10 protein-coding genes are annotated in these 13725 nt (G+C 45.1%); all 10 read right to left on the bottom strand.

Annotated features, from left to right (window positions below; translation table 11 throughout):
• Window positions 1-49: 49 nt before the first annotated feature.
• The 10 genes from K6V26_RS11835 to K6V26_RS11880 all read right to left on the bottom strand — a co-directional run bounded on the left by K6V26_RS11835 (window position 50) and on the right by K6V26_RS11880 (window position 13706).
• Window positions 50-4060, bottom strand: coding sequence for an SUMF1/EgtB/PvdO family nonheme iron enzyme (locus K6V26_RS11835; RefSeq protein ID WP_224265425.1), 4011 nt, complete (start codon window positions 4058-4060; stop codon window positions 50-52).
• 43 nt (window positions 4061-4103) lie between these two features.
• Window positions 4104-4841, bottom strand: a complete 738-nt coding sequence (locus K6V26_RS11840; protein WP_007655974.1) for a cupin domain-containing protein — start codon at window positions 4839-4841, stop codon at window positions 4104-4106.
• A 68-nt stretch (window positions 4842-4909) separates the two neighbouring features.
• Window positions 4910-6004, bottom strand: coding sequence for a chorismate transformation enzyme, FkbO/Hyg5 family (locus K6V26_RS11845; protein ID WP_224265426.1), 1095 nt, complete (start codon window positions 6002-6004; stop codon window positions 4910-4912).
• Window positions 6005-6016: 12 nt separating this feature from the next.
• Window positions 6017-7789, bottom strand: coding sequence for a YncE family protein (locus tag K6V26_RS11850; RefSeq protein WP_007655970.1), 1773 nt, complete (start codon window positions 7787-7789; stop codon window positions 6017-6019).
• An 8-nt stretch (window positions 7790-7797) separates the two neighbouring features.
• Window positions 7798-8607, bottom strand: coding sequence for an IclR family transcriptional regulator (locus K6V26_RS11855; protein ID WP_007655969.1), 810 nt, complete (start codon window positions 8605-8607; stop codon window positions 7798-7800).
• A 173-nt stretch (window positions 8608-8780) separates the two neighbouring features.
• Complete coding sequence (locus K6V26_RS11860) at window positions 8781-9875, bottom strand: ABC transporter permease (protein WP_224265427.1); 1095 nt, start codon at window positions 9873-9875, stop codon at window positions 8781-8783.
• Window positions 9876-9886: 11 nt separating this feature from the next.
• Window positions 9887-11002: an ABC transporter permease gene (locus tag K6V26_RS11865; protein WP_048316211.1), complete on the bottom strand. Its 1116-nt coding sequence runs from the start codon at window positions 11000-11002 to the stop codon at window positions 9887-9889.
• A 2-nt stretch (window positions 11003-11004) separates the two neighbouring features.
• Window positions 11005-11739 (bottom strand): ABC transporter ATP-binding protein, encoded by a 735-nt coding sequence (locus K6V26_RS11870; protein WP_010802809.1) that lies wholly within the window; start codon window positions 11737-11739, stop codon window positions 11005-11007.
• Window positions 11740-11873: 134 nt separating this feature from the next.
• A complete protein-coding gene (locus tag K6V26_RS11875; RefSeq protein ID WP_010802808.1) occupies window positions 11874-12773 on the bottom strand; it encodes an ABC transporter ATP-binding protein in 900 nt (299 codons plus the stop codon).
• A 30-nt stretch (window positions 12774-12803) separates the two neighbouring features.
• Window positions 12804-13706 (bottom strand): HlyD family secretion protein, encoded by a 903-nt coding sequence (locus tag K6V26_RS11880; RefSeq protein WP_048316241.1) that lies wholly within the window; start codon window positions 13704-13706, stop codon window positions 12804-12806.
• Window positions 13707-13725 lie beyond the last annotated feature (19 nt).

Raw genomic sequence — 13725 nt, forward strand, 5'->3', positions numbered from 1 at the left:
CCGGGGCCACCTAATAGATTTTATCTATATCTAGGACATATCTTAGGGATTAGTCTTCGATGATTACACGGAAACCTACGTTAAATACACGCTGGTACGGATAGTAAGCCTTACGTGCATAAGCAGTAGAGAATTTCGGACGTTCGATATATGAACCACCACGAACCACTTTATGATCTGAAGTCAGTTTTGTCTTCGGATTATACGGATAAGGCACATAGTCTGAACGGGTCCATTCTGAAACATTACCGTGCATGTTATACAAACCGAACGGGTTGGCTTCATACACCTTTTCGCCTGTCTGGATCAGCTGACCGTCGTCTACTCCTTCTTCTTTCGGCAAATAAGTATAATACTTATACCAATAAGAATTCGGAGACATCGGTTTCGGGTCTACACCACTTACTGCGAACAGTAAAGTAGTCTTGTCAGCCAGGTTTTCATATTTACCGAAGTCAGTATTCATATCACCATACCAGAAATCACTGTCGCTACCTGCGCGGCAAGCCCATTCCCATTGTGCTTCTGTCGGAAGCGTAATGTTCAGACCTGTCTTTTCGCTCAGTTGCTTACAATAATCCATTGCATCATTGTAGTTTACACGGATTACCGGTTGATTCGGCTCGTTAGCCGGATAACCCTGTACTACGTGGTCTTTCCACAACTGGTCTACGAAACGGCTGTCATGATCCGGATAAATCGCATTGAACTGCTGGTTGGTAATTTCCATTTCACCCATCCAGAACGGTTTGTCGATCTTCACCTTAGCTGTAGGATAAGCATCAGATTCGCCATTATAGCTACCCATTACGAATTCACCGGCAGGGATACGAACGAAATTGATCTTCACGCCCGGAGCGATTTCAATCTCTTTACGGTTGCTCGTTTCCTTGGCAAGCATATCTTTGATAGCTGCTTTGTCGAACGGCCAGCCTTTAGCTTTCACATTCTTCACCTTTACAGGAGCTGCCTTTTCAGGCATAACCGGAGTGATCGGGCCCTGAGCTTTCAGATAAGAAGCGTAGTCAGCGATTTCTTTCTTCCAGTCTACACCCATGCCATTAGCATATTTGTCAGTCAATTCTTTACGACGTTCGATCTGATCGAATCCCTGATACGGGATGATTTCCTTACCCAGAACGTTTGCATCGAAGTAACCTTTATCAGGAGCATTATAGTCGATCCAGTTGTACAGTTTCAACCATTCTGCGTCAGTCAGTTTCACGTTATGGTGACCCTTCTTCAGGATACGAACCAATTCGCTGGTGTTCGGATGATATTCATACGGTTGAAGAACAACCATATCACCTTCACCACCCTGACGGTGTACGTACGGATGAATGTTCAGATAAGATGTGCCATAACCCAGTTTGTCTTTCTTACCGCCACGCAGGTCGAATGCCTTGCCTTCGCCATTATGACAAGCGATACAAGCACGATCCAGGATTGGCTGAATTTCCAGGTCGAATGTGAATGAACGAACACCACCTTCAGGAGCCTTCAACGGAGCAGCCGCTTTCTGAGAAGCCATCACACGTTTCGGAATAGGAATCTGATTCTGGTCTTCGTGACAACCGATACAAGATACCACTTCACCCGGCTGGCCGGTTACCCAACTACGCATCCACTGAACAGCAACGCCGTCCTTGTCGATCGGCTGGATAGAGATCGGAGTATTAGCCGGAACTTTGAAGATAGCCGAACCGTCTTCTTCAACAGGTACAGTACCTAACAAACGTTTGATATCCCAACCACTCTGGATACCGTGCCAGTTGTGGTCTGAACGAGTCTTCACATAAGCATATTCATAAGCATGCAGACGAAGTTCTTTCACAGTTCCGCGAGGAATACCGCGCAGACCTTCACCTTCATAAATATCCTGAATAAAGATAGTAGCTTCTTTTTCATTCAGCTTCACACGATCAGGAATTGCCGGAGGTGTTTTTGTTTCCTTCACCAGGATCGGGCTGATATAACCTTCACCTTCAGCCTGCATCAGACAAGTAACGTTATCATAGATGTCGACCAGATAAAGTCCCCACAAAGACTGCGGGTCTAACTTGGCTGCAACCAGGAAATATTTGTCATTCAGCGGAGTCGGTTTAACGAACTGAGGCCATACGCCATTTACCAATTCGTCTTTGATCAACTCCTGGATAGGACGGTTACGGTGAGGAATTTCCTGAACCATACCCTGTACATTCTTACGTCCCTTTGTCGGGTCGAAGATGATCAGACGTCCTGAACGGGCAACACCGTGGTGTCCTGAGATAATACCAACGAAAGCAGAACCATGTCCGGGCAACGGCTGAATGTCGAACGTACTGTTCGGGAACATTGAACCACTACCATACAAAGCCTTGTTTTCTGTTCCGTCCGGATTCATATGCATCACGATACGAGAATAATAGTGAGTCAGGTCAGTATATTCCCAACGGGTATACATCACACGTCCGTTATTCATTACAACCGGGTTCCAGTTGGCATCCTGGTCAAATGTCAGACGACGCAGATTCTTCTGTTCCGGAGTATAAAGAACCATATTACCAACCGGGTCATCACCGCTTACGCAAGGAACACCCTGGTAACCGATGTTGGAGTTAGCAATAATACGTCCGTCCGGCAGATAAGTACCATCATAGAATTCCAAGTCAGGTTCTTCATTCTCGATCAGCTTTTTGCAGCCTGTTCCATCCAGTTTTACTTCGTATACATTCCAACGTTTGTCGTTCTCGCCCATCAGGGTTGTGAACATAACGCGGTTTGCATCCCAGTGCATTCTCAGGTCAGCGATAGAGGCATCGGGAACGATCGGTTTGAAGATACTCTTCATCTGCATGTCACCACGCAGGTTAGACAATTCAACGATCTCTGCATCGAAACCACTACGACGGGCAGATTCCTGGTTACTCCAGTTGTTAGCTTGTGTTCCCAAAGAAGGAGCCATTGCCTGACGAGCAGTAGAGCCTAATTTATAACGTACGGCAACAATCTTGTCTGCATCCAACAACGGGTTGCCTAACAAAATAGCCTTCTTATTATCCAATGCCTTGCGAGCATCGGCAATAGCTTGTTCGTCTCCTTTGTAAATGCCACTGAAACCTTTCTGCTGAAGTTGTACCAATTCATTCAGCATCGGCTGATATTTAACAGCATCAAAACCTTTCTGCTTGCTCATATCTGCAAATGCCAACTTGATAGCATCGATATTCAGCCATTCCAGTTCGCCCTGAAGCGCATAAACATCCTGAAGTTTTTCAAACAACTCCAGATATTTACGGATTTGTGTATTTACATCTTTTTCGTTAGCGATCTGCTGAACGACACTCTTATAATAAGAACCGTCTTTCAACTTACCTACCATTGCTTCTACTGCTTGTTTTTCAATAGAGGCATCCGGGGTGATCAACCAAGTGTCCAAACCGTCCATCATAGCGCCCAGCATACCGATCTGTTCCGGATATTTAGCGATCAGTTCATCGCCGACAAACTTCGGAACAACGTTCAATGCCTGGAAATACACGCTACCGCCGGAAGAAGTATCGTCGATACCTACTTCAGCTTCAAAACGAACATATTCACCTTTAATAGGATAAACCAAAGTTCCGTTTGCATGACAGAAAACACCGTGTTTGTATTCTTTGCCTGCAATGAAAATCTCATGGTCGTAAGCATTAATATTCATTTTTGGCTTTGCCCAACCGGCAACACCATATTCGAAAGGAACTTCATCCAACCAAACAGCAGTACCGTCCGCTTTAATCAAACGGGCATTACCCCAAACAGCCTGGTCGTAATCAGAACCATCCGGACCTCCGGCTGTGATAAGCACCAGCTTATCTACGCCTTTCAAGTCAACAGCAAAAGGTTCTGCTTTTTCCTTATGCTTCTTGAAAGAGGAAATAATCGGCATTCCTGTTTTCTGAAGCTGGGTTTGCAGTTCCGTTTTTGCTTTAATTGATGCATCAATCCAGGTATCCGCCTTCTTTTGTTTCGGCGCGGCCGAAACAAGGAAGGAAGTAGATAAAAAGAGTGATACTAATAAAAAATATTTATTCATGTATCTCAATATTAATATAAGGTGTTAACAACTACGATTGGAGTTAGAGAGACGCCTTCGGGTTTGTGAAACGCAAACCGTCATTGTCATGATAACAAGCCCATTCGTCAACGATAGCACCTTCCGGTCCTGCCATCATGAAGTGGAATGATTCAAGTTCTTTCAGACGCAATACATCACCGACTTTCTGAACTACGAAGTTTTTGCTCTTGATAGGTCCGTGACTTGCAGGAATTGCAGGAGCGTTCGGAGTTTCGTCACCAAGTACAGAGAAGTTATAAACCCATCCCTTTTCAACCATCCATGATTCGTGTTTTGCAGGGAATTTAGTTTTTACGTGAGCGTGTTCAGGGATCATCTGTCCCGGAAGCAGATAGATAGCGTGAGCGAAGTATCCGTGTTCTGCATCGTTGATCCAGAAAATACCACCCATACCAACGTTTTCAAAGTCACCCAGACCGAAATCTGTAACCCACATGTCTTTAGCCATCAGTTCAGTAAAAGGAACATCATAGAACTTAAACATGTCTTTCATTGCTTCGATAGCTACTGCCTGATCGAATTTGCCGTCCTTGTAGAAGTCGGCGTTTGTGTACTTCTTAGAATAAGTCATTTCTTTATTAGTTTTACAATTAGAATTTTTATCGCATTTGCTCTGTTCAGTGCATTCGCCCTCTCCGTTGCAACAAGTAGCGTCACTTGTTTTGTTACCAGTACATGCAACCATAGAACTTAATAAAAGCCCCACAGCCATTGTTTTAATACTCAATCCTTTTTTCATTTTTGTTTTAATTTATGTTAGTAATATTTGCTTTATTTCGCCAAACGGTCAACATGATATGGCAGGGGTTACAACACTGCTATTCCCTCTATCTCTATTAATAATTCATCCCGACAAACATCAGCCCACATATATGATATGGGGATATTCAACTCATACGCATTCAACAGCCTTTCAGCTTCTTCAAAGAAAGATTTCTCTTTCAGATAGACCCGGAGCATTTTCAATTTCGCCTCACCGATCAGTTCAGCGATATTCTCCATCGTAATATGAAGCTGGCGCTCCAACCCCACTCCTATCAAACTCTCCTCGCCACGGATAGCCGCAGTTCCGGAGATATAGATCACCTCACGTTCTCCAAATGTCATGCTCTTGGCGCGCTCGAACTTCGGAGTCGTCTTTTTGCTGTGGGCCGGCTCCAGTACTCCTTCGGAATAAGCGTGGGCAGCCACCTGCAATTTATTGTCGATCGGTGTTGCATAACAATCCGGATTCGAGAATACGGCAGCATCCAAATCAACCAGTATGCCTCCCAGATTCGCACCGATACCCGTTGCTGCCGGATAACCGTTTTCCCAGGTTGTCATGGCATAATAATCGCTACGGGCATTATTGAATATCTGATAATGCTGGTCTTCACCGTCAAACTTAGTGATCTGCTCGATATAGTTCCACTGGCGGATGATGCTGTTGATCGGGAATCCTTCCTTCCTCAACAACTCCGATACCAGCTTGAACACTTCCTTAGACTGTTGCTCGATACCGAAATTAATCACATCGCCATGGAAACCTCCGGCAAACAGGAAACGGCCGCTGCCATTTACCAATACCACATACGGGAATGTCCCGATATGTTTATATGTAATATGGTCTTCTTCATCCGGCGTATATGTATGAGCCTCCAGTATCAAACCTCCGTTCAATGGCGGCTGGGATACATAACTCAACACCGGTTCATGGTTCCCATAGTATTTACGAACCTTTTCACGCAACGTTACGCGGCGCGAAACATATTGTTCATTATCATCCGGCATGCCGAAAAAGGCCAGCCTGAATATTTGTTCGTTCTGCGGTAATTGGGCAAGCAGCTTATCCACCATTTCCTCAAAATCCGCTTTCTCAGTAGTGTAAATGTTATAACGTATCTTCTCGCAATAATTCATCGATCCCTCCTTTTAGAGTGAGTTTACATATTCAACCAAAGCCTCAATATCTTTCTTGGATACCTTCTTATCAATTCCATGCTTGTGCACTTCAAAGACTTCCTCCATTGTAGCTGCACGACCATCGAACAAATAAGGAGCCGTACGCCAGACTTCTCTTAAAGTCGGAGTATCCCACCCTTTTTCAAACTCGATATCTTCACCGATACGATGCATCTTCATGTCTGTATAATAAGGTCCGCTATGACATTCACCACATTTTAGTTTTTCAAAGACTTTACGTCCTTCTTTCGCCTTATCGGACAATTCGCCGTTCACCAGCAAAGGACTCGGCACCGGACGCAATGACGTCAGATATTCATCCACGCATTTTGCATCATCTTCGGTAATATCGAAGAACTGGATGAAGTTATATCCTGCACGCACGGCAACCTCCGCAGAAGCACGGATTCCCGAAATCATATTGGGAGGAGTCACATGGCTAAACAACAAACTTTTGCAGTTCTTTGAGTTTCCTACGCCATCGTTCATCAAATCCCAGTTCATACCATCCGTACGGGCATCCCCCGGGTGGCAACCGTTACAACTCTGCCAGTTCTGGAAACAGTGGGAGGCGTCGTTGAAATATTTTTCTCCTTTATTTATATTGCTTTCCGTACGTCCCGGATTCAATTCTGTCGACGTTACTTCACGGGTATTAATATCCATTACATTCAGAACATCGGCAAAATATGTAGGAACAACCAGTTTCTCGTTGGTCAGAGCCATCGCACGGGGACCGTTACCCTGCAACGGAACACGTTCGCGGATGCCATACAGGAAATTCAGGTCATAATCCAGCATCGCCTTATTGGGATAGGCTTCAAACTTTTCACGCAAAGCCGGATGATCGATCACACTCACCTCGTGAGTACCGGAATGTGAAATAAAGATATGATCGTCATTACAATCGATACTCCAGATACCGGCAGCACCTCTTTCCGGTTCGTCAACAACAACGGCACCGACAAACTCCTGCTTTTCCGTATCGATGATACTGAAAGCGCTCGTATTCATCCATCCCTGCTGCAACTGCGAAGTCGGTACGGCGAAACGTCCCAAATTATGCGACACATATACATATTTACCGTCAGGCGTAATACAAATGCCACGCAAAGCATTACTACCGTTTGCCAGCTGAATATCTTTCACTTTGGTAAAACCATCCATTTCAATCACGGAAACACAGGCTGCCACATAATCCAGGTCCGCACGTTGTGCCGGCAGGAAGTTTGTTACATACATATATTTACCGTCTTTGCTGAATACGGCGGATTTCGGTTCGCGAAGTACCTTAACCGTGCGTAGTACTTTATGATTCACCGGATCAATTTCCGACACGGTGTTTTCGAACTGGTTACAGACATAGATTGTCTTTTTATCCGGTCCGAACATCGGATGGCAGGCACCCGACCCTGTAGGGATAGCAGCTTCCACCCTACCCGATTCCAACAATAAGATCTGTAACTTCCCCGTCTTCTCAAAGGTCGTCACATAGGCCTTATCGCCGTCAACCAAAATACCGGTCGGTGTTTCATCCATGGGGAAAGAACGCAGCAGTTTGCCGTCGGCTGAAAATACATCCACCCGCTTCATTCCTTTTTCAGTCAGAAGCATTTCCCCTTTATCATTCAGTTTTATATCAGTCGTAAAAAAAGGCGGATTATCAGCCGATGCAAATGAGATGCAACAACTGACAAAGCATGCCATCAATGAAGTTCTTAATATGTATTTACTCGTCCTCATGGTATTATTTATTTTTTTGTGTTTTTACTATATCCTAATTCAGCCGAAATATTCTGAGCGACCTCCTTGATGCTCGCAACCGTTGAATGGAATATTTCTTTTGTTAACCTGTCTTTGGGACCCGATATCCAGATGGCGCCACATGGATAGCCTGTGTAGTTAAAGATAGGAGCACCTACACAGATCACACCATTCAATTCTTCTTCATTATCCATAGCATAACCCAGCTTACGGACTTTTTCCAATTCTTCCAGGTAAGCATCCCGGTTAGTAATCGTCCGCGCATTATACTTCGCAAATGTCATATACGACAAATACCGGTCGCGGACCGTGTTTGGCAGATAAGCCATAATCGCTTTTCCGGGTGCAGAACAATGTAATTCAAATGATTTCCCCGGCGATAGAACAAAGCGGAACGTATGATGTCCCTGCGCCTGCTCTATAAAAATTCCTTTCTCATCTCCTAGTACACCAAAACAGGCAGTCTCCCCTACTTTATCACGCAAATCACGCAAACAAGGCAATACTGTCTCCAACAAATTATGTTCATTCAACGATCTGAAGCCCAAAGTTAGCAATTTTCGGGACAATTTGTAGCGTTTCGTGTCTTCATTATAGTTAAGATAATCCAATCGAACCAATGTATTCAAAATACGATAAGCAGTAGTCTGGGAGATATCCAGCTTATTCTTAATATCTTGCAGCGTCTCACCCTGTGGACGAAGCGAAAGATATTCAAGCACCGCAATTCCTTTCTCCAAATTCGGCACCTTATAATTTTCTTCTCCTTTTTCCATATTTGGAATAACGCTTTCCATATTTGAAATATTGTTTCAGATTTGAATCAAATATAAAAGAGTCACGTTAAAAAGCAGTAAGATGTTTGTAAAATATCGTTAAGTATGCTGTAAAACATTCAACTAGCCAAAACCATTATCTCCGTTTGTCCGTTTCTACCATCCGGCACTCTATATTACGTATTTGGGATTTACTATTTTTTCCTATAACTTATCACAGCCAATACATTAAATAATACAGCAAAAAGACAAACGACAATGAAATGTCCGCTCAAATCGGAAAACGAACTGCCTTTCAGATAAACCATACGCATCACTTCTATAAAATAACGTACCGGATTAAATAATGTTATAGTCTGTGCCCATTGCGGCATACTGCTGATCGGGGTAAAAAGTCCGCTCAACAAAGCAAATATAATCAAGAAGAAGAAAGCCGTGAACATCGCCTGTTGCTGGTTGGACGATATAGAAGATATTGCCAACCCCAAACCTGTAAAAGTAATCAGATAAACTGCCGCAAACAAATAAATAATCCCCATATTGCCGACCGGCAGCAAACCGTAAATAATCCATGCCACAATGGCCCCGATCGTCAACAGGATAAAACCGATTACCCAAAAAGGAATCAGCTTCGACAGCAAGAACAATGTTTTGGGGACAGGCGTCACATTAATCTGTTCGATGGTCCCTTTCTCCTTCTCGCTGACTATATTCAGGGCCGAAAGGAAACCACCGATAATCGTCAACAAAAAGACCAGGATACCCGGCACCATATAATTCTTATAATTCAGATGCGGATTAAAAAGAGCCGTTGCCCGCACTCCACTACTCACGGCAGCAGAGGTGAAACCTTTATCCCGATTAAAATCCTGAATAATTTGTGTGAGGTAAGAGCTACCCATCCCTCCTTTTGTTCCGTTCACTGCGTTTGCAGCAATCAGGACATCCGCCTTTCCTTCCCGGCCAAGCTCCTGTTCAAACTTTGCCGGGATTTCAAGCAACAGGTCCGACTCGTTACTTTCTATCGAGGTGATCGCCTGATCATAACTGGAAGACACATCGGTCAGCCGGAAATAACCGGACGAAAGAATCTTTTCGACCAGCTGCACAGACACCACGGAATGATCATGGTCAATCACTCCCAGATTGATATTACGCATTTCGAAATTGGCGGCAAAAGGCAGGATAAGCAATTGCATCAACGGTACCAAAAAGATGATGCGCGGTAAAAACCGGTCGCGCTTGATCTGCTTAAACTCTTTTTCAAGTAAATATCGTAATGTTTTCATAACTTCTTATCTCACAAACGAGTCTTAAAACGTTTCACACTAAGAATCACCAGGAATATGACCATAAACGACAGTATCCCTATCTCCTTCAGGATGGCTCCGGCACTTAACCCTTTTATCATCACATCTTTCACTGCGATAATATACCATTTGGCCGGCACGATATTGGAAAGCCATTGCAATATATCAGGCATGTTCTCTATGGGAAATACCATGCCGCTGAGCAGAATCACCGGCAGCATCAACACCATAGCACTAATCAGCATGGCAGCCTGTTGCGTGTCGGCTATCGTCGATATCAACAGACCGAGGCAAAGGGAAACCAGGGCATACAGGATGGAAACTGCCACCAGCAGAACCAGGCTCCCCGCAATCGGAACCTTCAGCAGGAAATAAGACAGGGCAAGGATTGTCGCCACATTCACTATACTCAATAAAAGATAGGGAATCGCTTTTGCCAGAATGATATAGACCGGCTTCATCGGCGAAACCAGCAACACTTCCATCGTACCCATCTCCTTCTCCTTCACGATGCCTACGGAGGTCATCAGGGCACATATCAGTATTAATATCAATCCCATTACCCCCGGCACAAAGTTGTAGGCGCCTTTCATGGTGGGGTTGTAGAGAAGGTGAGTGACCGGCGTAATGCCAGCCTGCATAAGCTGCGCTTTTTCTTCCGGCTGAAGGAGATTTCCTTGTATCTCCGCTTTGGCAGAAGCGATGATGGTGGTTGCATAAGCGGTCAGCTGGGTCGCTTCGTTCGGGTCGGTTGCATCTGCCAGCAACTGGACATCCGCATCCGCCGTGGAAGCATATTGAGGCGGAAAAACAACGACCAGTTTAATCTTACCCTGTTTAAAGAGGGATTGAGCTTCCGCTTCGCTGTCTACCATTTTATACAAATCAAAATACTCGCTTGCCCCCAGATGTTCGGTGATTTTCCGGCTCACTTCATCCCGGCTTTGGTCAAACACAGCAATCGGCACACATTTTATTTCCGTCGTAATCGCATAGCCGAACAGAATAATCAGGATAATCGGCATAGCCAATAAAATCAACATGGTCCGTTTGTCGCGGAAGATGTGGAAGAATTCTTTGCGGATAAAAGATATAAACTGTTTCATAACTATTCACCTCTTGTTGCTTTTCGCGCCAGGGCACGGAACACATCATTCATATTTTCGGCATGGAAAGACGATTTCAAAGCAGCCGGACTGTCCAGCGCTTCGATTTTTCCGTCGACCATAATAGAGACACGGTTGCAATATTCGGCTTCATCCATATAATGGGTGGTGACAAAGACAGTGATATTGCGTTCCGCCGCTTTATAGATCAACTCCCAAAACTGGCGGCGGGTAACCGGATCGACACCACCCGTAGGCTCATCCAGAAAAACAATACGGGGTTCGTGGATGATAGCGACGGAGAAGGCCAGCTTCTGCTTCCAGCCTAAAGGCAACGCATCGACCAACGTGTTCCGCTCGCCCTCCAAATCCAGTACATCGAGCAGTTCATCCGTCTTCTCCGCCAGCTTTTTCTTCGACAGACCATAGATACCGCCATACAAACGGATATTTTCCCAGACCTTCAAGTCACCGTACAGGGAAAACTTCTGACTCATATAGCCGATATGGCGTTTGATCTGCTCGGTCTCCTTATATACATCAAAACCTGCCACACGGGCCTTGCCGGAGGTGGGTGTCGACAGTCCGCAAAGCATACGCATCGCCGTCGTCTTTCCGGCGCCATTGGCTCCCAGGAAACCAAAGATCTCTCCTTCTCCCACTTCAAAGCTGATATGATCTACCGCGGTAAAAGTTCCGAAGCGCTTAGTCAGACTGTCTGTTTCTATTACGTTCATTGTATATATACTTTTATCAGATAAAATTCTCATATATTATGATACTGCATTCTCATATATTATACAATTCCAATATCATAATATATGAGAATTTTCTATCACAATATATGGTATTACATTTCACTCTATCGTTTTTACAAAGCCATAAAGCAATCTTCCACACTTGGCTCGACCGGTTCAATAGCGACATCTGCATATCCTTTATCTTTCAAGAACTGCATCAAAGCATTCATCTCCCTGCCATCTTCCTTTAATGTCAGATGATGGGCATCGCCAAAGGCATAACAGGAATAGGTTCCCGGAAAAGAACGAAGGTCCGTCAGCAGCCTGAACATGGATGCCGACCGGACAGTCCACAGCTGCCTGCCGAAAGAAGCACGGATGCCTGCCGGCGTATCGACGGACAAGCACTGGCCGGAACGCATCAAAGCAATGCGGTCGCAACGGGAAGCCTCATCCATATAAGGAGTGGAAACCATAATCGTAATGCCCTGCCTCTTCAAGCGGTCCAGCATATCCCAGAACTCCACACGGGAAACCGGGTCGACACCCGTTGTCGGTTCATCCAGAAAAAGGACTTCGGGGCGGTGAATCAAAGCACAGCTCAATGCCAGCTTCTGTTTCATACCTCCGGACAATTTTCCTGCTTTCCGTTTTTTAAAAGGTTCTATCTGAACATAAATGTCGTGAACCAGGTCATAGTTGGCTTCTACCGTAGTATTAAACACGGTAGCAAAGAAATCCAGGTTCTCTTCGACCGTCAGGTCCTGATACAACGAGAAACGGCCGGGCATGTAACCGACCATCGTACGTATCTTTTTATAATCACGCACGACATCCAGACCACAGACGGTAGCCGTCCCTTTATCCGCCAGCAATAAAGTCGTCAGGATACGGAACAAGGTGGTCTTCCCTGCCCCGTCGGGACCAATCAGGCCGAACAGTTCGCCGGGACGTATATCCAGGGAAATATCCTGCAAAGCCTCTACCTGCCCGTAGTTCTTACCAACCGCCTCCATCTTAACTCCATTCATCCCCATTAATTTTCAATTCTCAATTTTCAATTACTCAAACACCGTTTCCCCATACTGTCCAATCTTGAGATAACCGTCGTTCTTAACAGCAATCTTGATGGCATAGACCAGATTGGCCCGTTCGTCCTTTGTCTGGATTCCTTTGGGAGTGAACTCCGATTTATCGGATATCCAGGTAATCGTTCCCGGATATTCGCGCCGGTCGTTCTCTCCATAATCGGCAAAGACACGGACTGTCTGGCCCTGTTTCAATGTCGAAAGTTGGTCGGACGTGATATAAGCACGCAAGTAAAGCAAGTCGGTGTCGGCTATTTTATACAGAGGCTTACCGGCAGCCGTCACTTCACCCGGCTCAGCATATTTGACAAGAACGGTTCCTGCCTGGGGATTTACGATACGGCTTTTCTGTAACTGGTCGTCCAGCTGCATAATCTGGAACAGGATACCTTCGGCTTCCGCATCGGCACCGCCTGTCGTCTTGTTTAGCGTAGAATACTGCGCATCCAATTGCTTTTGGAGGTATTTGATATTGTTAACGATGTCATCCACCTGCTTCTGGTTGCCGGCTTTTGCCTTTACCAGATTCTCCATACGTTGTTGTTCCGTACGGGCGGTAGCAATCTGTTGCTCCAGGGCGGCTATTTGCTTGCGAATATCCGGTTTACGGATATCGACAGAGCGCAGACCGGCCGAGAGTTGCATTTTTTTCAAATATAATTGAGTGCTGTCGACATATCCTATCAGGGCACCGGCATCCAGGCGGTCGCCTTCCTCTATATTCAATTCCATAATCTTTCCGTTTGCTTCGGAAGATACGAGGATTTCCGTCGCTTCAAACGTGCCGGTAGCATCGAAGTCGCCGTCTCCCCTGTTACATGCAGCCAGACTTAATAAAGCGGTTGCTATTAATGTATAAGAATTCAATCGTTTCATATTCTTCTTCATGATTCTT

The organism is Parabacteroides goldsteinii, from assembly GCF_020091425.1.
Taxonomy (GTDB): Bacteria; Bacteroidota; Bacteroidia; order Bacteroidales; family Tannerellaceae; genus Parabacteroides; species Parabacteroides goldsteinii.

Excerpts from the sequence above, each read along its gene's own strand:
- K6V26_RS11835 (WP_224265425.1), bottom strand. The coding sequence starts at position 4,060 with ATGAATAAATATTTTTTATTAGTATCACTCTTTTTATCTACTTCCTTC.
- K6V26_RS11840 (WP_007655974.1), bottom strand. The coding sequence starts at position 4,841 with ATGAAAAAAGGATTGAGTATTAAAACAATGGCTGTGGGGCTTTTATTA.
- K6V26_RS11845 (WP_224265426.1), bottom strand. The coding sequence starts at position 6,004 with ATGAATTATTGCGAGAAGATACGTTATAACATTTACACTACTGAGAAA.
- K6V26_RS11850 (WP_007655970.1), bottom strand. The coding sequence starts at position 7,789 with ATGAGGACGAGTAAATACATATTAAGAACTTCATTGATGGCATGCTTT.
- K6V26_RS11855 (WP_007655969.1), bottom strand. The coding sequence starts at position 8,607 with ATGGAAAGCGTTATTCCAAATATGGAAAAAGGAGAAGAAAATTATAAG.
- K6V26_RS11860 (WP_224265427.1), bottom strand. The coding sequence starts at position 9,875 with ATGAAAACATTACGATATTTACTTGAAAAAGAGTTTAAGCAGATCAAG.
- K6V26_RS11865 (WP_048316211.1), bottom strand. The coding sequence starts at position 11,002 with ATGAAACAGTTTATATCTTTTATCCGCAAAGAATTCTTCCACATCTTC.
- K6V26_RS11870 (WP_010802809.1), bottom strand. The coding sequence starts at position 11,739 with ATGAACGTAATAGAAACAGACAGTCTGACTAAGCGCTTCGGAACTTTT.
- K6V26_RS11875 (WP_010802808.1), bottom strand. The coding sequence starts at position 12,773 with ATGAATGGAGTTAAGATGGAGGCGGTTGGTAAGAACTACGGGCAGGTA.
- K6V26_RS11880 (WP_048316241.1), bottom strand. The coding sequence starts at position 13,706 with ATGAAACGATTGAATTCTTATACATTAATAGCAACCGCTTTATTAAGT.